Raw genomic sequence first — 24,217 nt, forward strand, 5'->3', positions numbered from 1 at the left:
AGTTGGTTAGAATACCGGCCTGTCACGCCGGGGGTCGCGGGTTCGAGTCCCGTCCACTCCGCCAAGCATTGCAAAAAAGCAGCCTTTAGGCTGCTTTTTTGCATTTTGCGTCGCATATTTCAAGCAAGCATTCGCATATCGCCCAACTTAGGACAAACAACTACCATTCTATTGCTTATCAGCTTGCAATGCGTCTGGGCTGCGGTGATACTTTTGGTTGACTTTCTGCATTCCATATAAAGAGATTCAACTATGCGCAATTTAATCCTGGCGGCTGGCTGCTTCGCCAGCACACTGGCCCTGGCGGGCGATCCCGCCGACAAGGCCATCTGGGAATATACGGTCAAAAACGGCGACAATCTGTGGTCGCTGGCGGCCGAGCATCTGTCGTCTCCCGCTTATGTGCCGAAGCTGCAAGCCAGAAATCGCATCGCCAACCCCTATCGGCTGATCCCCGGCAGCATCCTGCGGGTCCCCTACCCCTGGATCCGACAGGCGCAATCCGACGCCACTCTGGAGGACATGGCCGGCGAATCCGCCGCGGCCGACGCCAAGGGCAAGCCGCTGGATCTGGCGGTGGGCAAGAAATACCCCAAAGGCACCCGCTTCACGACCGGCAACGACGCCATGATCAAATTGCGCTTCGTCGACGGCTCCTCGCTGGTGATCAACGCCAATACCGATCTGAGCCTGCAAACCCAGGTCTATTACCCCAGCACCGGGGCGATCCAGTCCCAGATCAAGCTGAACAACGGCAGCACCGGCAATTCGGTGATTCCCAACATCCTGATGCCCAGCCGCTACGAGATCCGCACCCCGTCGGCGGTCACCACCGTGCGCGGCACGGAGTTCCGCGTCAACGCCGCCGGCGGCGAAGACACCTTGGCGGAAGTGCTCAAAGGCAGCGTGGAGGTCAAGGGCCGTCGCAGCAAGGTGGACGTGCCCGCCGGTTTCGGCACCTTGTCCAGCCGTAAAAGCGGGCCAAGCAAGCCGGAAGAACTGCCGCCGCCGCCGGACCTGTCCACCGTGGCGGACAATAGCCAGTTCAACCCGCCGCCGCTGGAGTGGCAGCGCGACGAACGCGCCGCTTCCTACCGCGTGACCTTGAGCGGCAAGAAACGCCTGGCCGAGCGCCAGTTGCAGGCGCCGCGTTACTATCCGCGACTGCCGGGCAACGGCGACTACGTGCTGCACGTCCGCGCCAAGAACCGCTCCGGCCTGGAAGGTTACGACAGCACGCGCAGCTTCAAGCTGCAAGCCTACCCGCTGCCGCCGCTGTTGTTCACCCATGCGGACGGCGTCCAGCTGCGCGGCAAATCCCTGACCTTGCGGGTGGACGCCAGCGCGGAACGCCCGCTGCGGCTGCAGATTTCGCGCCAGCCGGATTTCGCCCAGCCGCTGCTGGAACAGAGCGTGGCCGAGACCGAGTTCAAAACCGAGTTGCCGGAATCCGGCATCTGGTACTGGAGGCTGGCGCGGCTGGACGCGCAAGGCCGGCCGGGCCCTTTCTCCGCCGCGCAAAAAGTGGAGACCAAGGGCTGGCTCAGCCGCCTGGACAAAACCACCCCGGTGCTGGCGGCCCGCCCCTATCCCGTCGCCCGCGCGCGCTACACCCTGACGCTGACCGCGGCCCAGGCCGCCAACGCGCAGCCGTTCTCGCTGAGCAGCGATAAGCCGCAATGGGAGCTGAAGGCGCTGGAAGCCTTGCCGGCCGGGCAATACAAGGCAAGCGTCAAGATCGAGGGAGAACACGGCTACTTGGCGACGGAAGAGCAAGAAATGCTCACTCTTCCCGGAAAACTTCCCTAGAATGGCAACATGCTAACTTACTATCGCGACAAGATTCTGCGCTTGTTGCCTTTTTTGCTGGCCTTGCTGGCGGCTCTGCTGACCCTCTCCGGCCTGTTGCTGCGGCTGGACTTCTGGCTGTACGACGGGCTGATCCGGATCAAGTCCAACCATAACCAGACCAGCGACATCGTCGTCGTCGCGGTGGACGAGCGCAGCCTGTCGGAGCTGGGCCGCTGGCCCTGGCCGCGCGAATTCCACGCCCAGCTGGTGGACAAGCTGGCGCAGGCCAAGGCCGTGGGCCTGGACATCGTGTTGGCCGAGCCCTCGCACAATATGCCGGAGTCGGATCAGGCGCTGGCGGACGCCATCCGCCGCAACGGCAAAGTCATTAGCCCGGTGTTTCCGGAAATGCAGGACAACCGCCTGACCGAGACCCGGCCCCTGCCCGCCATCGCCGCCGCCAGCGCCGGCCTGGGGCACACCGACTACGAATTGGACAGCGACGGCGTGATCCGCCGCGTCTATCTGAAAGCGGGCCTGGGCTCGCCCCACCACCCCAATTTCGCGCAGGCGGTGCTGGATCTGGCCAATGGCCAGCGCCAGTCCGAGCAGCAGAAAATGGCGATGCCGCACGGCAAGCCGGGCAGCTGGCTGCGCGAAGACCCGGTGATGGTGCCCTATCTGTCCGGCCCGCCGCCGTTCCAGCAAGTGTCCTATATCGACGCTCTCAATCAACTGCCTCCCGCCTTCTTCGCCGGCAAGATCGTGCTGGTGGGCGCCACCGCCACCGGCCTGGGCGATATCCACGCCACGCCGCTGTCGGCCAACAACCGCGGCATGCCCGGCGTGGAAATCAACGCCTTCCTGCTTCATGGGCTGCAACAGGACAACACGCCGGTGCCGCTGCCGCTGGGATGGAAAGCCGTCATCAACGCGCTGGCCATCTTGCTGCTGGACCTGCTGCTCAGCCGCTACAAGCACCGCCAGGGCATTCTGCCGGCCTATCTGCTGGCCTCCTGTGGCGTGCTGGTGCTCAGCGTCCTGCTGCTGACGCTGGCCTCGGTGTTCTGGAGCGGCGTCACCACCGCCATCCTGCTGTGGCTGGCCGGCAGCGTCCGCTTCGTGTCGCGGCAATCCAAGCTTTTGCTGCAGGCCAATACCGACGGCCTCACCGGGCTTTACAACCGCCGGCACTTCGACGAAATCCTGGCGCCGACGCTGGACAAGCACCGCGCCGCCGGCAAGACGCTGGCGCTGCTGATCCTGGACGTGGACAACTTCAAAGGCTACAACGACCACTACGGCCATTACGCCGGCGATCTGATCCTGCAAAGGCTGGCGCAAGAGCTGAACGCCTACTTCAGCCCCCGTCGCCACATCGTGGCGCGGCTGGGCGGCGAAGAGTTCGGCGTGCTGCTGGAAGAATGCGGGCAGGACCAGGCGGTGGCCGCGGCGGAAGGCTTCCGCGCCCGGCTGGAAGAACTGGAGCTGGCGCATTTGAAGAGCCCCTTGCGCAAAGTCACCTGCAGCATAGGCGTCGCCGCCAGGGTGCCGGAAACGGACGACAACGGCCGCACCTTCTACGAAGACGCCGACAGCGCGCTCTACATCGCCAAGCGCTCCGGCCGCAACGCGGTCAGCCCCGCCCCCGCCACCTTTACGCCTCAACACCAGCGCTGATCCCGCTCCGACGGCCTCGCCTCGCAATGCCTGGGCCTACCCGCCTTCCTAGAACGCGTAACGGCCGGACAGGTACAACATCCTTCCCCATAAGTCGGTGGCGGGACCGGAATAAGCGGCCGCCCCGCCGCTGAAGCCGGCCCCGGTGGCGTAGCTGGGCATCCGGTTGCCCAGATTGCGGATGCCGCCGCTGACGCTGAAGCCCTTGCTCGGCTTCAGGCCGACACTGAGATCCAGCGCGGTGTAGGATCCCACCCTCTCCTTCACGTCCCCGGCATTGCGGTACAGCTGGGAGTACAGGTTCTTGAAAGACGCGTAACTGCGCGCCGTCAGCCCCACAGAATAGCCGCCACGGCTGTAACTCACTTCAAAGACGTTTTTCCAGCGCGGCTGCGCGCCGTAGTCGGCGTACTCCAGCATCGGATCGGTCTCGGTCTGCGATTCCCGGTAGCTGAAGATGCGGCTTTGCGCGTTGCGGAACTTGAGCTTGCCGTAAGCGCCCAGCGACCAGTCGTACTGCACATCGATGTCGACGCCGGAAGTCCGGGTCTTGCCGATATTCATGTACGGCGCGGAAATGTAGTCGATATCCCCCCTTACGCCGGGAAGATCGGCGGGCTTGCGCACCACGAAGCCGGGAAAACGGTCCGGATTGTCCAGCACGTATTGCGGGTCCAGCGACTGCACGGTGTTGGACACCTCGATCCGGTACCAGTCCACGGTGGCCGACAGCGCCGGAGTCGGCTGCAGCACCAGGCCCAGCGCGTAGTTCCGCGACTCCTCCGGATTCAGCCCCGCGTTGCCGCCGCTGCGCAGCTGATTGCTGGCCAGGCCGCAGCGTTCGCGGGCGATGCCGCGGTCGGCGCACTGCGCGTAGTCGTACACCGAAGTGTAGGCCTGGCGCGACGCGTACAGCTGAGGCAGCGTCGGCGCCTTGAAACCGGTGGTGACGGAGCCGCGCAGCATCGCCGGCTCCCAGGGGCGGAAGGAAAAAGCCAGCTTGGGGTTGAAGGTGTCGCCGAAATCGTTGTAGCGGTCGGCGCGCACCGCCAGCTGGACCTCCAGATTCTTCAACACCGGCAAATTGACTTCGCTGAAAGCGGACAGCACCGAGCGGCTGGCCCGCAGACTTTGCTGGACGGCGAAATTCATGATCTTGCCGGTTTGCAGCAGCGGGTCCGGCTGCGCGTCTATCGATTCATGCGACCACTGCAGACCGGCGGCGAAGCCGGCGGGGCCGGCCGGCAGCCTGAACCACTCATCATTGCTGGCCTTGAATTCAAACGCCGACAAACGCGACGAGGACGTGTTGGCGATGGTGGCCAGATACGGCCGCAGCGCGGCGGCGTCGTTCTGCTGCGAAAACGGGTTATAGAGCGGCCCGCCGTCGGCGCCGTTCCGCAACATGGCGAGGAAAGCGTCGTTCAACACCACATTGTTCTGCCTCGCCTCCACTTTGTTCAAACCCAGGTTCAGCGAGCTCTCCAGATCCCAGTCGCGCCACAAGGCGCGTCCGCCCAGCACCGCGCGATACGTGTCGCTGGTGATCTCGTTGAGCCGCCGGCCGTTCTCCGACAGATTGCGGGTGATTTGCAGATTGTCGGTGGGTTTGAAGTCCGGATACACCGACGCCAGGCCGCCGTCCCGCGGATAAATCGCCCAATTGGGCGACACAATGGTCTGCACAAAGGAATAAGCGCCGTCCAGCGGCGTCTCGGTGCGGTTCAGCCCCAGTTCGGCGAAGAACTCCGCGTCGCCGCTCAAACGCCGGGTGTAATGGGCCATCAAGCCGTAGCGGCTGGTGCGCGGCGCCAACTGAGCGCCCATCTCATCCACGTCGGACACGCACAGCGCGGCTCCGCTGGGCCGGGTGGTCAGCCGCCACGGCGGGCAGCCGGGCAAGGGCTTGGCCAGCGCGTTGCTTCTGTCGGCGTTGGGCGTGCGGTCGTTCCAATAGCCCCATTGCGCGCCGCTGCGCAGATCCGGCCCGCCCTGAAAACGGTAATCGTTGCTGCGGGTGGCGTCGTGGTTGCGGCTAAACACCGGCTCGCGGTGGTAAACGTCGAAAGACAGCAGCAGGTTCTGGCCGTCCTGTTCCAGATCCCCGAAGCCGCCGCTCAGATTCAGCCCCTGCTCGATGCCGTCTCCATCCAGATTGCCGCCGCCGCGCAGCGCCGCCTCGGCGCCCCGGAAGTTGCGCCGGGTCTTGAAGTTGATCACGCCGGCCACCGCGTCGGAACCGTAAATGGCCGATGCGCCGTCCCGCAGAATCTCCACCGACTCAATCACCGACAGCGGCAAGGTGTTCAGATCGACAAAGGCGTCGGTGCCGCTGATGAACATCGCGTAATTGGGCAAGCGACGGCCGTTCAGCAAGACCAGCACGTACTTGGAGCTCATGCCGCGCAGGCCGGCGGTGGCCGCACCGGCGGCAAAGCTGTTGGAGTTGGTGCCGGCCAGCAGGCTGCCCACCGACGGCAGCCGGTCCAGCAACTGGATCACGGTGGACGCGCCGGTCTTGTCGATATCCTCTTTCTTGATCACCTCCACCGCCAAAGCCTTTTCCTTGCCGATGCGCTTGATATTGGAGCCGGTCACCGTCACCCGCTCCAGCGGGACGGCCTCCTCCGCCCAAGCGCCTATGCCCAAGCCCATGCCCGCCGCGGCAACCGCCAGATAGCTGCGTTTCATCTCCTTACCCCCTTGTAGTGCGCTCGCCGGTCGCGGCGCGCGCCCCTAAGCTGCCGCAGCGGGCGCTACAAAGAGATTGGCGGTAGTCGCCGGCCCCCTTCCCAAGGCCGGAAGACCACACATCCATTTAAAATCAACATCTTAAATAAATTTCAGCTGTGGCGATAAAAGCACAGGCGCGCCGGCCCGCCGCGCGGTTTCCGATGCCGGCATTATTATTTACATCTTAAGCATGCAATAAGATCATGGCCCAAAGAAAAAGGCCGCCCAAGGCGGCCTTCGCTGCGCGGCAATCCGGCGTCAGGCGGACTTGCGCGCCATCAACCAGCCGGCGAAGCCGATCACGCCGACGAAGAAGACCGCCACCCAGAACGGCATCGCCATTCCCAGGAAGGTCCACTCCACGGTGGCGCACTCGCCGCTGCCTTTGAACACCTTGGAAATCACCTCCGTCAACGGCGAGGACTCCATCAAGAACTCCAGGCCGGGACCGCAGGCCGGAACCTGGTCCGCCGGCAGATGTTGCAGCCACAATTGGCGCAGCGACACCGACAGGCCCGCCAAGGCGGCCAGAATCGTCAAACCGCCCCAGGCCCTGGCGCCGCAACGGCCTGGATTGACCAGCGCCGCCAGCAAGGCGATCACGCCCGCGGCGATCACGCCGATGCGCTGGAAAATGCACAGCGGGCACGGCTCCAGGCCCAGCTGGTATTGCGCGAACAATGCAAAACCCATCGCGCCGGCGCAGGCGGCGGCGATCAGCAGAAAACCTTGTCGGTTGCTCAAGCCCATATCTTCCTCAATGTTTGGCGGTATTACGTCATGGCGCATGATTGTGCCATACAACATGGAGGAGTCAGAACCGCCCCGCGGCTTAAAGTTCCAGAAAGCGGCGTATCGCCTCTTTCTGATGCAAGGCGTCCTTATAGCCCAGCGTGATCAGCTCGCGGGTGTAGCCCGGCTCGAACAATAGATAAGTGGCCAGGGCGGTGCCGCGGTGACGGGTGGCGCCGGTGCCCTTCAGCAGGAAGCGCAGCAAGGGCGGAAACAACCGGGTGTGCTTGTAGGCGATGCCCTCCAGCGATTTGCTGGGGTTGAGCATGAAGATGTCCACCTTGCGCAACTGGGTCTGCCGCGCCAGATCCTCATGGCTTTGCAGCAGCGACACGGTGTGATTGACCCGGGTCAGCCGTTCCATGTCCACCGACATGCTGTCTATGAACACGCTATTGAGCAGATGGCCGAAAATCTGCGCCGGCGACGGATAGAAACCGCTGTGGCGGCGTTCTATGGTGTCCGGCCGCTTGCTGGCCAGGCCGACGACAAACAGCTTTTCCGCGCCCAGGTGCAAGGCCGGCGACAAGGGGGACAGCTGCCGCACCGCGCCGTCGCAGTAAAACTTCTCGCCCAGGCAGACCGAGGGGAAAATCAGCGGAATGGCCGAGGTGGCCATCATGTGTTCGATATTGATGCGTTCGCGCAGCCCCAGCCGCTGATAGCGCTCCCACTCCTCCAGGCTGTCCGCCCCCTGGAAAAAAGTGACCGACATCCCGGTGGTGTAGCAAGAAGCCGTCAGCGCCAGCGCCTTGAGCGCGCCGTGACGCACGGAATGGTCTATGCCCTCGAACACCATCACCTTGGTCAGCAGCTCGCGCAGCGGGGCGTTGTCCAGAAAGCTCTTGGGATTGCGCCACAGACGGCCGCCGGACAGGATGGACAGGCCGAAGTGCAGAAAAGTCTTCAGAAAATAGCCGGAACTGGCGTCGTAGACATCCTGGATGTGCAATTGCTTCCACATCTGCGCCAGCGTGGATACCGCCAGATGGAAATTACCGGCGCCGGAGGCCAGCGCCACCGCATTGATCGCCCCGGCGGACGTGCCGCAAATAATGGGAAAGGGATTGACGCGCGCGTCCGGCAGCAGCCGGGCAATTCCCAGCAACACCCCCACCTGGTACGCCGCGCGCGCGCCGCCGCCCGACAAAACCAGCCCGATATCGGATTGCCTCCCCATCCCGCACCTCGCGTGGCTATATTGGCGGCGGATCGGCATGCCCGACGCCGCACGGCTTCTTGTTCTATTTAGACATAGTCAAACGCCGCGGCCAGCGCCAACTTCGCGCGGAGGAAATCGGCCGTACAGGCTCAATAAGCAGCCGCCGTCTGCATGGCCCATAAATGCGCGCCCACCAGCGCGCGCCACGGCGCGAAGCCTTGCAGCCATTGCTCGGTTTCGCGCGGCGACACCGCCTCGGCCCGCTCCAGCAAGCGCTGCAGGCCGCGCCGAACCGCCACGTCCCCGTGCAAGGAGCCGTCCAGCCAGCCATAGCCGCGCAACAGCGCGTAGCTGACCGTCCACGGGCCGATGCCGGGCAAGGCCAGCAAGCGCGCGGCGATCTCCTCCGGCGCGCAGCCGTCCAGCCAGCCCTGCAAGGGCAAGCCGCCGTCGGCCGTCTGCCGGCTCAGTTCCAGCAAGGTCCGGGTCTTGGCGCGGGAGAAACCGGCCTGGCCCAGTTGGTCCGCCTCCAGCTCCGCCAATTGCTCCGGCGACGGATGGCACAGCAGACCGCCGCTGTGGCGCTTGCCGACCAACTGCATCAGCCGACGCCGCAGCGAGATGGCGGCGTGCACGCTGATCTGCTGACCGGTGACGGCCCAGACCAGCGCCTCGAACGGCGTGGTGGTCTGCGGCACGCGCAAGCCGGGACGCGCGGCGATCAGGCCGGCCAGCTGCGGATGGCCGCGATGCGCGCGCTCGAAATCCGCCACCGGCTGCGCCAAGCCCAGCATGCGGCGCGCCATGGCGGTCAAGGCCGCCGCGTCGCCGGCCTGCGGCGAAACGTCCGCGCCCAGCCCCACCCGCACCGCGTCCGCGGCGAACGTCATGCTCAGACAGGCCGGCTCGCCGCGCCACAGCAAGCCCTTGCTCAGGCTCAGCGCCGTCACCCGCTCGGACAGCTCCTGAGCGTCGCGGCGGTGGAAGGCCATGAAGTCGTCCCGGCGAAAATCCGCGGGCAAAGACAGGGATAAAGACAGCGAAACGGAATCGGCCGGTTCAGCCATGGATCAGCGCGCCTTGCGAAAAGTCAGATTGATGCGGCGCCGCCCCAGCAAAGGATGTTCGCCCTCCGCCACCGGCAGCACCCCGTGGAAACGCATGCGGTCCGGCCCGCCCCACACCAGCACGTCGCCGTGGCGCAACTCGATGCGACCGGGACGCTCGGCGCGGCTAAGACCGCCGAACAGGAAGATCGCCGGCAAACCCAGCGACACGGACACGATGGGCGCGCCGAAATCGCGCTCGTCCTTGTCCTGGTGCAAGGACATCTTGGCGCCCGGCGCATAGCAATTGATCAGGCAGGCGTCCGGCGCAAAGCCGGGGAAGCCGGCCTCGGCGGCGGCCTGTTCGGCCAAGACGCGCAACAAGGCCGGCATCGCCGGCCACGGCTGGCCGCTGACGGGATCGCGCTCGGCGTAACGGTAGCCGCGCGCGTCGGACACCCAGCCGCAAGCGCCGCAGCTGGAAGTGGCCACCGACATCGCCCGCCCTCCCGGCGTCTGCATGCCGCGCGGCGGCGCTTGCCGCAGCACGGCTTCCACTTCCGCCAGCAGCGCCGCGTCTATATCGCTGGCGCGGCGGTGCAATAAGGCGGCGCCGGGCGACAGGCGCTCCAGCCAGCCGCCCTCTTCCGGCGCGAACAGATCCGCCATCGCCGGCCTCTGGCCTCAGGCTTCGCCTGCCACCATCATGCTACGCAACAGCACCGAGCCCATCTGCCGGCCGCCGCGCTCCAGCACGTCATTGCCCACCGCGTCGATCTGCATGAACATCTCGCGCAGATTGCCGGCGATGGTGATTTCCTCCACCGGGTGCACGATCACGCCGCGCTCCACCCAGAAGCCGGCCGCGCCGCGCGAATAATCGCCGGTGACGGTGTTGACGCCCTGGCCCAGCAGCTCGGTCACCAGCAGGCCGGTGCCCATGGCCTGCAGCAACTCCTCCAGGCTTTCGCCGGTGGAATGCACGACCAGGTTATGCGCGCCGCCGGCGTTGCCGGTGGTCTGCATGCCCAGCTTGCGCGCCGAATAGCTGCCCAGCATATAACCCTGCAGCACGCCCTTGTCCACCAGACGGCGCGCCACCGTGGCCACGCCCTCGTTGTCGAAGGCGCCGCTGGCCATGCCGCGCAGCAAGAAGGGATCTTCGTCCACGGTGATGTTGGCCGACATCACCGGCTTGCCCAGAGAATCCAGCAGGAAGGACGATTTGCGGTACAGGCTGCCGCCGCTGATGGCGGCCACCAGATGGCTGAGCAGCGAGGCGGCGATCGGCGCTTCGAACACCACCGGATACTGGCCGGTCTTCACCTTGCGCGCGCCCAGCCGCCGCGCCGCGCGCTGGCCGGCCTTGGCGCCGATGGCCTCCGGCGCGTCCAAGTCCTCGCGCCGCCGCGCCGACGAATACCAGTAATCGCGCTGCATCGCGCCGCCGTCCTCGGCCACCACCGCCGCGGAAATGCTGTGGCGGCTGCTGGCGTAGCCGCCGATGAAGCCGTGGCTGTTGGCGTAGGCGAAATGGCTGGACTGCGAGGACGCGGTGCCGCCCTCGGAATTGCGGATGCGCGGATCGGCCGCCAACGCGGCGGCCTCGCAGGCTTTGGCCAGCTCGATGGCCTCCTCCACCGGCAGCGCCCACGGGTGGTACAAGCTGAGATCGGGAAACTCGGTGGCCATCAATTGGGAATCGGCCAGGCCGGCGCAAGGGTCCTCGGCGGTGTAGCGCGCGATGTCCCGCGCCGCGCGCACGGTGTCCGCCAAAGCCTCTTCGGAAAAATCGGAGGTGCTGGCGTGGCCCTTCTTCTGCCCCAGGTAGACGGTCACGCCCACGCCCTTGTCCTGGTTGTACTCGATGGTTTCCACCTCGGACAGGCGCACGCTCACCGTCTGGCCCAGGCCTTCGGAAACGTCGGCCTCGGCGGCGCTGGCGCCCTCGGCCTTGGCCAGTTCGATCACGCGGGAGGCGATGTCCTCCAGCGCGGCTTGGCTGAAACTGAATGTTTTGTCTGCCATAGTGTCTTTCGCAATGGTCGAAACGGCCGGAGGCCTTTTCCGGTATCATACCAGCCTTGAGAAAACCGATTGAGAATTGCCAACGATGACCCATTACCAGAACGACAGCCCGGACGACGGCTACGTCAGCAAATCCCAGCGCAAGCGCGATATGGATGCGCTGCAGGACCTGGGCCGCGAACTGGTGGAGCTGTCCAAGGACACGCTGAAAAAAATGCAGCTGCCGGAAGACTTGCTCACCGCTATTCTGGACTATAAACGCTTTACCGCGCACGGCGCGCTTCGCCGCCAGCTGCAATACATCGGCAAGCTGATGCGCGACGTGGACCCGGAACCGATCCAGCAATACCTGCAAATTCTCAAGGGCGAATCGTCCGAGCACATCGCCTGGCAGCACCTGCTGGAGCGCTGGCGCGAACGGCTGATGGAAGACGACAAGATGCTGGCCAACTTCGTCACCGACTTCCCGGCCGCCGATCCGCAACAACTGCGCACGCTGATCCGCAACGCGCGCAAGGAAAAACAGGACAACAAACCGCCCAAGTCCTTCCGCCTGCTCTATCAGGCCGTCAAGGACGTGATCCCCGAACCGGGCAAGCCGCGCCTGCACCAGCAGGACCAAGAGGACGACGAGTGATGCTGAAAGTAGGCCTGGTCTCGATCTCCGACCGCGCCAGCAGCGGCGTGTACGAGGACAAGGGCATCCCGGCGCTGCGGGACTGGCTGGCCGCCGCGCTGGCCAGCCCCTTCGCCGTCGTCTCCCGGCTGATCCCGGACGAGCAGCCGCAAATCGAAGCCGCGCTCAAGGCGCTGGTGGACGAGGAAGGCTGCCAGCTGGTGCTGACCACCGGCGGCACCGGCCCGGCGGCGCGCGACGTCACCCCGGAAGCCACGCTGGCGGTGGCGGACCGCGAGATGCCCGGCTTCGGCGAGCAGATGCGCCAGATCAGCCTGCGCTTCGTGCCCACCGCCATCCTGTCCCGCCAGGTGGGCGCGATCCGCAAGCAGGCGCTGATCCTCAACCTGCCCGGCCAGCCCAAGGCGATCAAGGAAACGCTGGAAGGCCTGCGCGGCACCGACGGCCAGGTGGAAGTGCCCGGCATTTTCGCCGCCGTGCCCTATTGCATAGACTTGCTGGACGGCCCCTATATCGAAACCCATGAGACGGTGGTCAAGGCCTTCCGCCCCAAATCGGCGCAGAAAAAGCCAGACTGAGCCATGGCTTACCAGTCTCCCGCCTGGCTGCGCGGCGGCCACGCCCAAACCATCTGGCCGGCGCTGGCGATCAAGACCCGCCGCCCCGACTACCGCCGCGAACTGTGGGACACGCCGGACGGCGCGCGCATCGCGCTGGACTTCGTGCCCGGACGGCCCGGCGCGCCGCTGGTGGTGCTGTTTCACGGCCTGGAAGGCAGCAGCGACAGCCACTACGCGCGCGCGCTGATGCAAGCGGTGCAGCGGCGCGGCTGGAACGGCGTGGTGCCGCATTTTCGCGGCTGCGGCGGCGTGGACAATCCCTTGCCGCGCGCCTATCACGCCGGCGACGGTGCCGAGGTGCGCTGGATTCTGAGCCGGCTGGCGCAACGCTTCCCCGTTTTGGCCGCCGCCGCGGTGTCCCTGGGCGGCAGCATGCTGCTCAACTATCTGGCGGACGAAGGCGCGCAGGCGCTGCCGCGCGCGGCGGCGGCGGTGTCCGCGCCGCTGGACCTGGTGGCGGCCAGCACCCGGCTGGACCGCGGCCTGGGCAAACTGCTGTACACCCGCATGTTCATGGGCACGCTCAAACCCAAGGCCTTGGAATCGCTGCAGCGCCATCCCGGCCTGTTCGACGGCGGCAAGCTCAGCCGCGCGCGCACCTTCATCGAGTTCGACGACCTGGTCACCGCGCCCATCCACGGCTTCGGCACCGCGCTCAATTACTGGCGCAGCGCCAGCGCCAAACCGCGGCTGGGCCAGATCGCCCGCCCCACCCTGGTGCTGAACGCGCGCAACGACCCCTTCCTGCCGGAACAGGCGCTGCCGCGCCAGACCGACGTGGCCGCCAGCGTCACCTTGGAGTTCCCCCGCCACGGCGGCCACGTAGGCTTCGCCTCCGGCGCCTTCCCCGGCACGCTGGACTGGCTGCCGTCACGCTTGCTGGAATTCTTCGAACCGCATCTGGATTGACTGCGCGGCGCTTTCTGCGCATCTTGACGGCATCCCACCCTCAAGCGAAAGCGCCGCATGGCTTCCGACACCGTCAAGACTTCCGTCCTGCGCAAGGCTTATCTGCGCATTCTCGCTCCGCTGTTCATCGCCTCGGTTCTGGCCTTTCTTGACCGGGTCAACGTCAGTTACGCCGCCCTGACCATGAATGCCGACCTCGGCTTCAACGCCAAGGTCTACGGCCTGGCCGCCGGCATCTTCTTCGCCGGCTACGTCCTGTTCGAAGTGCCCGGCGCCATCCTGGCCGAGCGTTGGAGCCCCAGCCGCTGGATCGCCCGCATCCTGTTCTCCTGGGGCGCGGTCAGCATGCTGCTGGGCCTGGTGCAGAACGAGTGGCAGTTCTATGTCCTGCGCTTCTTGCTGGGCGTGTGCGAGGCCAGCTTCTACCCGGTGATCTACGCCTCGGTGATCCCGCGCTGGTTCGTCGCGGACACCCGCGCCCGCGCCATTTCCATCACCCTGTGTTCGCTGCTGGTCTCCGCCATCGTCGGCGCGCCGCTGGCCGGCTGGATGGTGGGCCTGCAGCCCTTCGGCCTCAAGGGCTGGCAAAGCCTGTTCCTGCTGGAAGGCGGCGTCACCGTGCTTTACGGCTTCGCCATACTGCTGTGGCTGCGGGACGACCCGGCCCAGGCCCGCTGGCTGAGCGCGGAGGAAAAGCGCTATCTGATCGATACGCTGAAGGCGGAAGCGGCCGCCACGCGTGAACAACAGCCGGCCACGCTGCGCCAGGCGCTGGCGCAGCCGGCGGTGTTGCGGCTGTGCCTGATCTATTTTCTATGGATTACCGGTTTCTGGGGCTTCAGTTTCTGGATGCCCACGGTGATCAAGAACGCCTCCGGCTGGTCGCCGCTGGCCATCGGCCTCGCCTCCGCCGTGCCCATGCTGGCGGCGCTGGCCGCCATGCTGTGGCTGGGCCATTCCTCGTCCCGCCGCGGGGAAAAGCGCTGGCATGTGGCGCTGCCGCTCTTGCTCGCCGCCGCCGGCTTCCTGATCGGCGCTTTGAGCGACAGTATCGCCGTGGCGCTGCTCTCGGTCACCGTCGTCGCCATCGGCGTCTACAGCCCGATGGGCGTGTGGTGGTCCATCCCCACCACGTTTCTGACCGGCACGCTGGCGGCGGGCGCCATCGGCCTGATCAACTCCGTGGGCAATGTCGGCGGCTTCATCGGCCCTTACGCGCTGGGCTTGATCGAGGCCGCCACCGGCAGCCACACCCTGGCTTACTTCTGGCTCAGCGGCTCGCTGCTGCTCAGCGCGCTCTTGGTGCTGGGCTTGAAGCCGCAAGCGCAAACAGCGGACAATTCCAGCCAAGCCGCCGCTTCCGGCGGACGATAGGAAGAACCATGCCGACACGAATCTTCGTCCTCGCTCTCTGCGCTTTTCTGCTCTCCGCTTGCGCCGGCATGGCCGAGCGCCTGCGCGGCTCCCTGGAACCGCCGGCCGAGCGCGGCTACGCCATCCTGTCGCTGACCGGCAAATCCGCCAATCCGGACAGCGCGACGCTGGGGCTGAACATCGCCAACGCCGCCGGCCGCGTCGTGGCGGCCGACAGCGCCAGCCTGCTGACCGACACCGTGTTCGGCGAGCAGGGCAAGTCCATGGCCGAGGGCAAACTGATGCTGTTCACGCTGGAGCCGGGCCAGTATCGGGTGGAGCAAGTCTGGGCCAACTGGCTGGAGGACGGGGCCTGGGGCGTCAGCCGCAAGATGCGCAGCTTCCGCCTGGCCGCGCCGTTTGAGCTGAAACGCGGCGAGACGGTTTATCTGGGCAATGTGGACGTGGAAATGAGCTTCTTGCCGGAAGCGCGGTTGCGCGACGAATCCGAGCGCGATCTCGCCCACATCCGCCGCATCTGGAAGATCAAGGACGTGTCCGGCGTTCAGCTGCGGCCGCTGGGGCAAGCACGGCTCTGAGCTTCCGTTCAAACCCTCGAAGCCAGCTCAAAACCCGGCATGGCCGCCGAGAAAGCGAAAAGCTCATACTATGTATGAGCCTTTCTTAAGCCACACTCTCCGTATTATGCCCGTCCGCGCACCGTAGATCGCGAGCCGATTCCGAACCCGCTCACTTCTGCCACAGCTTGGCCAGATAGGCCGGCTTCACCGTCGCCGCCGCGAGCGGTACGGCTTCCAGCACCCGGTAGGCGTTCTGTCGGGTGTCGCGCAGCAGCGCGTCCGCGTACGGCGCGCCGTCCAGCTTGCGCAAGGCCGCCACGCGCGGCGCATTGGCCTTGTCGCTGCGATGGGTGACCACGCCTATCTCGTTGCTGGCCAGTTTGACGAAGCTGCCGGGCGGATACACGCCCAGCTCCTTGATCAGCAAGGCCGCGTGCTGCGGATCGAAGTCGCCCAGCTCGCCGCGGTACAAACTGCCTATCACCAGCGCCGGCAAGGCCGGCTGAGGCTGATGGATGCAGGAACACAACACGTCCACCATGTGCAGTAGGGCCGCGTCCGGGTGGATGTCCTCGCCGCGCAGCCCCTGCGGGTAGCCGTCGCCGCCGCGCTGCTCCTGATGGGTCTGCACCAGAAGATGCCAGTGCTCGTCCACCACCCCGGCCTCGCGCAAAATGGCGGAGCCTACGATGGGATGGGCGTAGAGATCGTCGCGCTGCGCGGCGTCCGGCGGGGTCGGCTGCCGCGACAATTGATTGAGCAGGCCGGTGATCGCCAGATTCATGCTCAGCGCCGCGCCCACCACCGCCTGCAAGCGCGCCTCCTCCATGCCCAGCCGCCGGCCCAGCACCGCCATGATGGCCGCCACGTGCACGCTGTGGGCGCTGCCGATATCGCGATAGGGCGTCAGCAACACGCTGGCCAGCACCCCGTCCGGCTGTTTGCTGGCCAGCCGGATCAACGCGTCCGCCATGTCCGCCAGCCGCCCGGCCAGGCCCGGCACCGCCAAGCCGTGCAATAGCAGGCCCTCGGCGCGGCGGGTCTGGAAGCCCAGCTCCATGATGGGGTTGGGCTGCACCTGGGCCGCGGCCTCTTTTTCGCGCTGCGCCGCGCGCTCCAGCTGTTCGCGCTCCAAGCGCGCCGCCACCTCCTCGCTGTCGCCGTGCGCCAGCGTCACCAGCCGCTCGCGCTGCTCCGGCGTCAGCACGTAATGGCCTTTTTTCAGCAGCAGCAGGCCGTTCTTGGCGTACACGTCGACCGGCAATTGCTGGCCGATGCGCAAGAAGCTGGTGGGCAACTTCACTTTGGAGGAGTCCGGCATAATCTATTTACGTTTCGTTAAGTCATGCTTCAATGGCTGTGAATAATGCCGCATTCCATCGGCCTAAGGAAGCCCCCGCGGTCCCGCTCTCGCGCCGGCTTGCCATGCAATGCCGATGACATTAATCTAGTCGCTTCAATCCTCTTGCCTCGTTGGAGAATGCCGTTATGACAAGCAATCGACGCGTCGACGCTTCGCGCAGGGACTTCTTGAACAGCGCGGTGGGCGTGGGCTTCGCGCTGGCGGTGCAGCCCATCGCCGCCAGCGCCATTCTCACCGACGGCGACGGCCTCAGCGCCGGCGCGGTGGAAATCCCGACCGGGCCGGCCGTCATGCCGGGCTACATGGCCAAGCCCGCCGCAGCCGGCGGGCCCTTGCCGGTGGTGCTGGTGGTGCAGGAAATCTTCGGCGTGCACGAGCATATCCGCGATCTGTGCCGGCGGCTGGCCAAGGCCGGCTATCTGGCGGTGGCGCCGGAGCTCTATTTCCGCCAGGGCGATCCGAGCAAGGTCGCCAGCATCGGCGAACTGCTCAGCGGCCTGGTCAGCAAGGTGCCCGACAGCCAGGTGCTGGCCGATCTGGACGCCACGCTGGCCTGGGCCGGCGGCCACGGCGGCGACGTCAAGCGCGCGGCCGTCACCGGCTTTTGCTGGGGCGGACGCCAGGCGTGGCTGTACGCGGCGCACAATCCGGCGCTCAAGGCCGGCGCCGCCTGGTACGGCCGGCTGCAGGGCGAGGCCGGCGCCAACACCCCGCGCCAGCCGCTGGACGTCGTCGCCCAGCTGCATGCGCCGGTGCTCGGGCTTTACGGCGGCCTGGACAAGGGCATTCCGCTGGAATCGGTGGACAAGATGAAGGCCGCGCTGCGCGCCGCCGGCAAACCCTCCGAAATCGTGGTCTACCCGGAGGCCGACCACGGCTTCAACGCCGACTACCGCCCGACTTACAACGCCGCCGCCGCCGCCGACGCCTGGCGGCGCATGCTGCAATGGTTCAAACAACACGGCGTCTGACACCGGCTACTCTCCCGGCGGCCGTCTGGCGCAGGCCGCCAGCCGCATGCGGATCACCTGATTGAAGCGCGCCAGCCAGTAGGGATCGAACTGGCGCTCCGAGGCGTTGATCTCGGCGATGGCGCGCATCATCGAATGCCGCAAGCCCCGATGCGCGTGCTTCAAGGTCACCGCCTCGAACGCGTCCACCAGGGCCAGGATGCGCGCGCCGCTGCAAATTTCGTCGCCGCGCAAGCCCTGCGGATAACCGCGGCCGTCCGGCATCTCGTGATGCTGGGCCACCATGCGCGCCGCGTCGGCCCAGGCCGGCATCCTCTCCAAGAGGCCCGCCGCCCAACCCGGATGCTCCGCCATCTGGAGGCGCTCGGCCTCGCTCATCCGCCCCACTTTCAACCAGAACGACTCCGGCAACAGCATCATGCCGATATCGTGCATATACACCGCCGCTTCCAGCTGCCTGTCGTCCACCATCCCCGGCGCCTGACGGCTGGCCTCCAGCGCCAATTCCAGATTGCGCTCGGTGCGGCCCTGGAACTGCGGCAGACGCTGCTCGAACTGCAGCGCCAATAGCCGGAAAAAAGCCAGATCGCCCTGGCTCAGCTGCGCGGCGGCGTCCGCCGGCGCATCCGACTCGATCACGTGCAAGGGAATGCCGGTGATCTGCTCCACCAATTGCTGACAACGCTGCAGCAGCTCGCCTACCGGGCACTCCGCCACCTGGTTCAAGGCCCGCATCAGCAAAGGCAGCTGCAGATCGTCCAGCAGTTCGTGGTTATCCAGCGCCTCCAGCGCCAGACCCAAGCGGTCCATCACCAACAGCATCACATCGCCTATCGAGTCCTCGTAGACCACCTCGCCGCTGCGCAGCCGCTCCAACAGGCTTTCCAAGGCGTGGACGAAAGGCACCACGAAGCGCACCTGGCACATGCTGGCGTCGCCCTTGATGCTGTGCAGCAAGCGAAACAGCTGATCGATCTGAGCGGCGTCGGTGTCGCCGAAACCCAGCTGGCAAACCAAGTGCTCCACCTGCGGCGCGTAATCGCTCATCACCTCCATGAAATCGTGAAACGCCTCCGGCTCCACAATCTCCAGCGTCAGCTCCTGCTTACCCATGCCCCCTCCCATTTTCAATCGCCCTTCATTCCAGTATATGCAGCATGCGGCAAAGCGTGCGACAGCGGCCTTTCCAAACCGCCACGCGCCGCGCATAATTTGCGCCCCCGGCGCATCGTCCGCTCTTTATGTCCGATATTCCCATGCAAAACCCACTGCAAACGCTGCAACAACACATCGCCTTCATTATTGAAGTGGATAAACTCAAAACGGTGTTGCGCAAAACCAAAGCCGCCCATGTCGACCGCTACGAAAACTCCGCGGAACACAGCTGGCAAATCGCGCTGTTCGCCCTCAATCTGCGCGACTTCGCCGCCGAGCCGGTGGACATCGACAAGGTGGTGCGCATGTTGCTGATTCACGACCTGGGCGAAATCGACACCGGCGACACCATCGTCTACGCCGCGGACGGCGCCGCCGAGCGCGAAGCCGAGGAACTGGCCGCGATGCGCCGCATCCTGGGCCTGCTGCCCCAGCCCATGGCCGCGGAGCTGCTGGCCTTGTGGCAGGAGTTCGAGGCCCGCCAAAGCGCGGAAGCGCGTTTCGCCCGCGCGATAGACCGATTGATGCCCATCTTGCTCAATCTGCAATCCGGCGGCCAAAGCTGGCGCGAAAACGGCGTCGGCAAGCAACAAGTGCTGAGCATGGCGGTGGGCAAAGTAGAGGACGGCTGTCCGCTGGCGGCGGACTGGTTGCGCGTGGAATTGGACCGCGCGGAGCGGGACGGTTACTTCGGCGCCTGAGCCCAAATGGAGAAAACCCGGTAGAAATGCCAGGGGATACTGAAAAAACAGGATAAAAACCCTTTCGGCCATGCAGAAAACGCTTGCCATGTCCCGGAACTATAGGCACTATTCCTGCCGCAGGATGCTCAAGTTGTGGATGTGTTGTTGTCGTAGTGGCATTAAGTCCGTACCTCAGTCGCCATTTCCCTTGAACTTCGTGCCTTTTATTTCAACTGCTCGTTTTGAGGAATTAACAAAATGGCAACCGGTACCGTTAAGTGGTTCAACGACTCCAAAGGTTTTGGCTTTATCACCCCGGATGAAGGCGGCGACGACGTGTTCGCTCACTTCTCCCAGATCAATGCCAAAGGCTTCCGCACCCTGGCTGAAAACCAGCGCGTTAGCTTTGACGTCGTAGACGGCCCGAAAGGCAAACAAGCCTCCAACATCCAGCCCATCTAATCATCGCGATTAGTACAGCTTGATGAAAACCCGGCCTCGCGCCGGGTTTTTTGCATTTACGCTTCAACGCAAGGAATTCCCATGCCCGTCTCCGACGATCACGAACACATCATCGCCGCCACCCGCGACTGGCTGGAAAAAGCGGTGATAGGACTCAATCTCTGTCCGTTCGCCAAGAGCGTCTACGTGAAGAACCAGGTGCGCTACGTGGTCAGCGACGCCGCCCAGCCGGATCAGTTGGCGCAAGAGCTCGCCTCCGAACTGCGCCTGCTGGCCGACAGCAGCCCGGACGAGATCGACACCACCTTGCTGATCCACCCGCGCGCGCTGCAACGCTTCCTGGATTTCAACGACTTCCTCGACATCGCCGACGCCATCGTCGAAGACATGGGACTGGACGGCGAGCTGCAAGTGGCCAGCTTCCACCCCAGGTTCCAGTTCGATGGCACCGGCATCAACGATATCGAGAACTACACCAATCGCGCGCCCTACCCCACGCTGCACCTGCTGCGCGAAGCCAGCATCGGCCGCGCGGTGGAAGCCTTCCCGCAGGCGGAGGCCATCTATGAAAAGAATATCGAAACGCTGAAACAGCTGGGCCTGGACGACTGGAAAGCCCTGTTCGCCGGCAAAACGCCGTAAGCGCGGGCTCGCCGCGCATTGCCAAGCCCGTCGCGGGCATGGTACACCACGGGCATTCCACCTTCTTGGAGTTCAGCCCCCATGTCGCTCAGGCCCTTGCTGCCGCTCGTCGCGCTATTGTTGAGCGCTTGCGCTTTCACCCCGGTGCAGAAGCCCGTCGCCGGCGACGACTTTCGCGGCAACGAGCTGGGGCAGAGCAGCGCCAATCGCATGGCCAACCTGGCCATGCGCGACAATCTTGCCAGCTTGCAAACCCTGCTGGAAAAACTGTACAAGCGCAATCCCAGAGAATGGCGCAAGACCGGCGCGGCCGACTACCCGGCCGCGATGCGCCAGGTCATGAGCTCCATCCGCAACAACGCCCCGCTGCCGGCCTTGAGCGGCCAGCGCTCGATCGCGGCGATGAGCGCGGCCTTCGACCCCGGCTTTGGCGGCGACCGGGCCGGCGCCTTGATTTACGGCATGGGCTCCATGCTGGTGGACGCCTACGGCGGACGCACCGAGCTGTTCCTGGTGCATGGGCTGGATGCGCAGCAGCTGGCCAACGCCTCGCACAATCTGGAAGTGGCGGCCTGGATGCTGAACAACCGCCAGATCAGCGGCGCGCCGGTCTTGCTGTCCAATGAAATCGGCAGCGTGCGAAATCTGTCCTTCGAGCGGGAGTTCGGCAAAATGATGGCCAGGCTGGATTTGCTGGCGGAATTGTCGGACGAGAAACTGCGCCGCAGCGCCATAGACTTCGGTCAATCGCTGATCGCCGGCCCCTTCCTGCAGTTTCTGCCGGTCAGCGCCGTCGCCCAGGCCGCGGCGCCCTGAGAGCCCGTTCAAAGTCTCGCGAGCAAAAGCGAGACAAGGCGAAAGCCACTGAGAAAGCGGAATGGACTCATGGCGCATGAGCCTTTCGAAACGGTTTTCAAGGCCCCGTTCCATCCCTCCCGCTGCAGCGCGGCAGACATTGAAGCGGTTCCGGGAGTCGGACTCAGCTCCGACGCTTGCCCACCTTGTCGCGGTAAAAGGCGCGAATGCGCGGCATATCGGCGTCGATATCGCCGCTGGGCGTGAATATGGGGCCGAAACCGGCCTCCTTGCGGCTGTAATCCAGGTACGCCAAGGCCACCGGCACCTCCGCGCCGCAGGCGATGTGATAAAAGCCGGTCTTCCATTCGGACACCGCCTTGCGCGTGCCCTCGGGCGGAATCGCCACCACCAGCCGATCCGAACGCCGGTAAACTTCCACCATCTGCTGCACCAGGGAATTATTCTGATGCCGCTTGACCGGAATGCCACCCAGCCAGCGCATCACCGGCCCCATCGGCCCGGCGAACAGCGTGTGCTTGCCCATCCAGTAGATCTTGGCCCCCGCGGCGAAACACACGGCCAGCGTCAGCGGAAAGTCCCAATTGCTGGTATGCGGCGCGCCGATCAGCACGTATTTGTCCAGCTTGGGAAACTCTCCTCGCAGCTTCCAGCCGCTCAGCTTGAGCATGGCGATGGACAAGCAGCGGAACAGCGGCCGGATCACGGGCGTGTCGAAAATGGTGAAATGCATGACGGTCCTGAGCAAGGGCCTCGCCCAGGACGGGGAGCGACAACCGAACAGGCGCCGCCCAGCGTCGGGGCAAGCGCCAACCACGTGGAAAAACGCCGGAATGTACCTGATAAAACTATCCCGGTAAATCCGCATTGCGAAATACAATCAGATCTCGCAAGTCCATGAATTCAAAAAGCAAGCGCCGCGCCGCCTCACTCCGCCAAGGGATGGATGCGGTACACGCAGCGCCGCCCGCCGTCTTCCAGCGCGTGCTCCAGCCGCCGCACTTCCGCGCCCGGCCCCAATACCCGGGCAAACAGCGCCAGCTCGGAGCGGCACAGGCCCTGACATTGGCGCGCCGCCGCGCAGATCGGGCAATGGTTTTCCAGCAACAACCAGCCGTCGCCGTCCAGGCGCGCCTCCGCCATATAGCCTTCCTGGCTGCGTATCCGCGCCAACGCGGCCACCCGCTCCCCCAGCCCGTCCGCGCCGGACATCGCCAGCCGGTACTCCTCCTCCGACTGCGCCTCTCGCCGTTGAATCAAACTCTCTAGGCCGGACTCGCCAAACAGCTCCCTCACCTGCTCCAGCAACTGCAAGGTCAAATCCGCGTGCCGGTCCGGAAAACGGCCATGACCGCTCTCGGTCAAGCGCCAGAGCTGGGCCGGCCGGCCCACGCCCTGAGCCTGGGCCTCCATCCGCGCCAGCCCCTTCTCCTCCAGCGCGAGCAAATGCTTGCGCGCGCCCATGCTGGTCAGTCCCAATTCCGCCGCCAGCGTCTGCGCCGTCTGAGGCCCCCGCGTTTTCAGCAGATACAGCAGCCGATCCGCGCTATTCATCGCCGCGGTCACCGGACCTCCTCCACCTCGCGGATCACGCCTTGCAGCCAGGCGGCGGCCAGGCCGCACGTCAAAGCGCCCAGAACCAGCACCAGACGGGTGTCCAGAATGGTCAGCACGCTGCCCAGCAAGGCCACCAGCACATTGGCCACGCAGAAGATGGTGGTCAGCAGGCCCATCACGCTGCCCTGCCCCAGGCTGGCGAAGCGCTCCGAACACCAGCTGGGCAGGATGGCGTTGTAAATCGCCAGCGGCACGCCCAACAACACAATCAAGCCTATGCCCGGCCAAGGCAGATCCGCCAGCAAGCTCAAACCCAGCAGGCCCAAGGCCACCCAGGCCGCATTGATGCGCGCCAGCTCCAGCGGCGCCCGTTTATGCCCAAGTTTGCCCAGCAAGGCGCTGGCCGAGGTCATCAGCACGCACATCAGCGCCGTCACCACCGCGATGCCGCGGCTGTCCAGCTGCGCGTACTCCACCAGCCACAAGGGGTAGAACTCGTAAAAAGCGTTGACCCCGACGGCGAAGGCCAGCTGCATCCAGAACAGCCGCGCCAGCAAAGGGTCCGCCGACAGCAGACGAAAAGAGTGCTGGCCGCGCATCACCTGCAGCAAGGACTGCTCCTGGTGCATGCGCTCGCCGGTTTCCGGCAGGAAGACCAGCAGCACCCCCAGGCACAGCAGGATGGCGCCGGCCGCCAGCAGGAAAGGCACCGCCTCGCCCAGCGGCAAGGTCAAACCGCCGATCAGCGGCCCCACCAGCCAGCCGGTGTACAGCACCGCGTTGAGAATGGCGAAGGAACGCGCGCGGTCCAACTGCGGATGCAGATCCGCCACGATGGCGCGCGCCACCGCCACATTGCCCTCGGTCAGGCCGGTAACGAAACGCGCCAGCACGAACAATAGATACCAGCGGCTCCACAAGGCGTACGCCGTCAGCAAATAGCCCAGAAAGGTCAGCAACAAGGTTCCGGTCAGCACCCGCCGCCGTCCCAGCCGGTCCGACAACGCTCCAATCAAGGTGCTGCCCAGCAAAATGCCCAGCGGATTGGCGGCCAGGGCCACGCCCAACAGCAGCTTGGGCGGCAGCCCCAGGAAGTGGTTGAACGCATCCGGCGCGGAGTTCACGAAGATGGGCGCCAGGATGGGATAAGGCATGGCCACGCCGGCCGTGCTCATCAGCGCCACCAGACAGACAGTCAGCAAAATCAGTTTGGGATGGGAAACATTCATGACGCAT

General features: G+C 65.2%; 23 protein-coding genes. 12 read left to right on the forward strand and 11 right to left on the reverse strand.

Annotated elements, in window-relative coordinates; translation table 11 throughout:
- Window positions 1-252: 252 nt before the first annotated feature.
- Together ACODSD_RS09765 and ACODSD_RS09770 are read left to right on the forward strand one after the other, a co-directional pair.
- Window positions 253-1,809, forward strand: a complete 1,557-nt coding sequence (locus ACODSD_RS09765) for a FecR family protein (protein WP_488877274.1) — start codon at window positions 253-255, stop codon at window positions 1,807-1,809.
- A gap of 9 nt (window positions 1,810-1,818) precedes the next feature.
- Window positions 1,819-3,471, forward strand: coding sequence for a CHASE2 domain-containing protein (locus tag ACODSD_RS09770; protein ID WP_488877275.1), 1,653 nt, complete (start codon window positions 1,819-1,821; stop codon window positions 3,469-3,471).
- Between the two features lie 48 nt (window positions 3,472-3,519).
- Here the strand turns inward: ACODSD_RS09770 and ACODSD_RS09775 are convergent, their stop codons facing one another.
- The 6 genes from ACODSD_RS09775 to pmbA form a co-directional block, all read right to left on the reverse strand.
- Window positions 3,520-6,162, reverse strand: coding sequence for a TonB-dependent receptor plug domain-containing protein (locus ACODSD_RS09775; RefSeq protein ID WP_488877276.1), 2,643 nt, complete (start codon window positions 6,160-6,162; stop codon window positions 3,520-3,522).
- Between the two features lie 300 nt (window positions 6,163-6,462).
- The gene (locus ACODSD_RS09780; protein ID WP_107799692.1) at window positions 6,463-6,954 is read right to left on the reverse strand and encodes a disulfide bond formation protein B; all 492 of its coding nucleotides are present in this window, start codon (window positions 6,952-6,954) and stop codon (window positions 6,463-6,465) included.
- Window positions 6,955-7,036: 82 nt separating this feature from the next.
- Entirely contained in the window at window positions 7,037-8,176 is a 1,140-nt protein-coding gene (locus tag ACODSD_RS09785) for a patatin-like phospholipase family protein (protein ID WP_107799693.1), read from the reverse strand.
- 131 nt (window positions 8,177-8,307) lie between these two features.
- Window positions 8,308-9,225 carry a DNA-3-methyladenine glycosylase family protein gene (locus ACODSD_RS09790; protein ID WP_488877277.1) on the reverse strand — a complete coding sequence of 306 codons (918 nt, stop codon included), beginning with the start codon at window positions 9,223-9,225 and terminating at the stop codon, window positions 8,308-8,310.
- Window positions 9,226-9,228: 3 nt separating this feature from the next.
- On the reverse strand, window positions 9,229-9,873 hold the full coding sequence (gene alkB / locus ACODSD_RS09795) for a DNA oxidative demethylase AlkB (RefSeq protein ID WP_474453884.1): 645 nt from the start codon (window positions 9,871-9,873) through the stop codon (window positions 9,229-9,231).
- A gap of 15 nt (window positions 9,874-9,888) precedes the next feature.
- Window positions 9,889-11,232, reverse strand: coding sequence for a metalloprotease PmbA (pmbA, locus tag ACODSD_RS09800; RefSeq protein WP_107799696.1), 1,344 nt, complete (start codon window positions 11,230-11,232; stop codon window positions 9,889-9,891).
- 85 nt (window positions 11,233-11,317) lie between these two features.
- On the opposite strand from pmbA, the gene yjgA reads away from it, so the two are divergent.
- The 5 genes from yjgA to ACODSD_RS09825 are packed head-to-tail and all read left to right on the forward strand — an operon-like array spanning window position 11,318 to window position 15,350.
- On the forward strand, window positions 11,318-11,869 hold the full coding sequence (yjgA, locus tag ACODSD_RS09805; RefSeq protein WP_081545106.1) for a ribosome biogenesis factor YjgA: 552 nt from the start codon (window positions 11,318-11,320) through the stop codon (window positions 11,867-11,869).
- Entirely contained in the window at window positions 11,869-12,447 is a 579-nt protein-coding gene (gene mog / locus ACODSD_RS09810; RefSeq protein ID WP_488877278.1) for a molybdopterin adenylyltransferase, read from the forward strand. The genes yjgA and mog overlap by 1 nt, the downstream gene beginning before the upstream one ends.
- A gap of 3 nt (window positions 12,448-12,450) precedes the next feature.
- Entirely contained in the window at window positions 12,451-13,398 is a 948-nt protein-coding gene (locus ACODSD_RS09815; RefSeq protein WP_107799698.1) for a YheT family hydrolase, read from the forward strand.
- A 57-nt stretch (window positions 13,399-13,455) separates the two neighbouring features.
- Window positions 13,456-14,772, forward strand: a complete 1,317-nt coding sequence (locus tag ACODSD_RS09820) for an MFS transporter (RefSeq protein WP_488877279.1) — start codon at window positions 13,456-13,458, stop codon at window positions 14,770-14,772.
- Between the two features lie 8 nt (window positions 14,773-14,780).
- Window positions 14,781-15,350, forward strand: a complete 570-nt coding sequence (locus ACODSD_RS09825) for a hypothetical protein (protein ID WP_227107678.1) — start codon at window positions 14,781-14,783, stop codon at window positions 15,348-15,350.
- A 151-nt stretch (window positions 15,351-15,501) separates the two neighbouring features.
- Here ACODSD_RS09825 and ACODSD_RS09830 read toward each other — a convergent pair whose 3' ends face one another.
- A complete protein-coding gene (locus ACODSD_RS09830) occupies window positions 15,502-16,653 on the reverse strand; it encodes an HD-GYP domain-containing protein (protein WP_107799701.1) in 1,152 nt (383 codons plus the stop codon).
- A gap of 167 nt (window positions 16,654-16,820) precedes the next feature.
- On the opposite strand from ACODSD_RS09830, the gene ACODSD_RS09835 reads away from it, so the two are divergent.
- The gene (locus ACODSD_RS09835; RefSeq protein WP_227107677.1) at window positions 16,821-17,666 is read left to right on the forward strand and encodes a dienelactone hydrolase family protein; all 846 of its coding nucleotides are present in this window, start codon (window positions 16,821-16,823) and stop codon (window positions 17,664-17,666) included.
- A gap of 6 nt (window positions 17,667-17,672) precedes the next feature.
- On the opposite strand, the gene ACODSD_RS09840 is transcribed toward ACODSD_RS09835, so the two are convergent.
- The gene (locus tag ACODSD_RS09840) at window positions 17,673-18,779 is read right to left on the reverse strand and encodes an HD-GYP domain-containing protein (RefSeq protein WP_158274297.1); all 1,107 of its coding nucleotides are present in this window, start codon (window positions 18,777-18,779) and stop codon (window positions 17,673-17,675) included.
- 143 nt (window positions 18,780-18,922) lie between these two features.
- On the opposite strand from ACODSD_RS09840, the gene ACODSD_RS09845 reads away from it, so the two are divergent.
- The 4 genes from ACODSD_RS09845 (at window position 18,923) to ACODSD_RS09860 (ending at window position 21,424) form a co-directional block, all read left to right on the forward strand.
- Window positions 18,923-19,522 carry an HD domain-containing protein gene (locus ACODSD_RS09845; RefSeq protein WP_235087776.1) on the forward strand — a complete coding sequence of 200 codons (600 nt, stop codon included), beginning with the start codon at window positions 18,923-18,925 and terminating at the stop codon, window positions 19,520-19,522.
- A gap of 240 nt (window positions 19,523-19,762) precedes the next feature.
- Entirely contained in the window at window positions 19,763-19,966 is a 204-nt protein-coding gene (locus ACODSD_RS09850) for a cold-shock protein (protein ID WP_019101682.1), read from the forward strand.
- A gap of 81 nt (window positions 19,967-20,047) precedes the next feature.
- Complete coding sequence (locus tag ACODSD_RS09855; protein WP_488877280.1) at window positions 20,048-20,608, forward strand: DUF1415 domain-containing protein; 561 nt, start codon at window positions 20,048-20,050, stop codon at window positions 20,606-20,608.
- A gap of 81 nt (window positions 20,609-20,689) precedes the next feature.
- Window positions 20,690-21,424 carry a hypothetical protein gene (locus ACODSD_RS09860; RefSeq protein WP_235087771.1) on the forward strand — a complete coding sequence of 245 codons (735 nt, stop codon included), beginning with the start codon at window positions 20,690-20,692 and terminating at the stop codon, window positions 21,422-21,424.
- A 163-nt stretch (window positions 21,425-21,587) separates the two neighbouring features.
- Here ACODSD_RS09860 and ACODSD_RS09865 read toward each other — a convergent pair whose 3' ends face one another.
- From ACODSD_RS09865 to ACODSD_RS09875, 3 genes are all read right to left on the reverse strand, one after another.
- Window positions 21,588-22,157, reverse strand: coding sequence for a lysophospholipid acyltransferase family protein (locus ACODSD_RS09865; RefSeq protein WP_488877281.1), 570 nt, complete (start codon window positions 22,155-22,157; stop codon window positions 21,588-21,590).
- A gap of 194 nt (window positions 22,158-22,351) precedes the next feature.
- Window positions 22,352-22,978 (reverse strand): helix-turn-helix transcriptional regulator, encoded by a 627-nt coding sequence (locus tag ACODSD_RS09870; protein WP_107799708.1) that lies wholly within the window; start codon window positions 22,976-22,978, stop codon window positions 22,352-22,354.
- 8 nt (window positions 22,979-22,986) lie between these two features.
- On the reverse strand, window positions 22,987-24,210 hold the full coding sequence (locus ACODSD_RS09875; RefSeq protein WP_488877282.1) for an MFS transporter: 1,224 nt from the start codon (window positions 24,208-24,210) through the stop codon (window positions 22,987-22,989).
- Between the last annotated feature and the right edge of the window lie 7 nt (window positions 24,211-24,217).

The organism is Chromobacterium sp. FG22 (assembly GCF_057809415.1).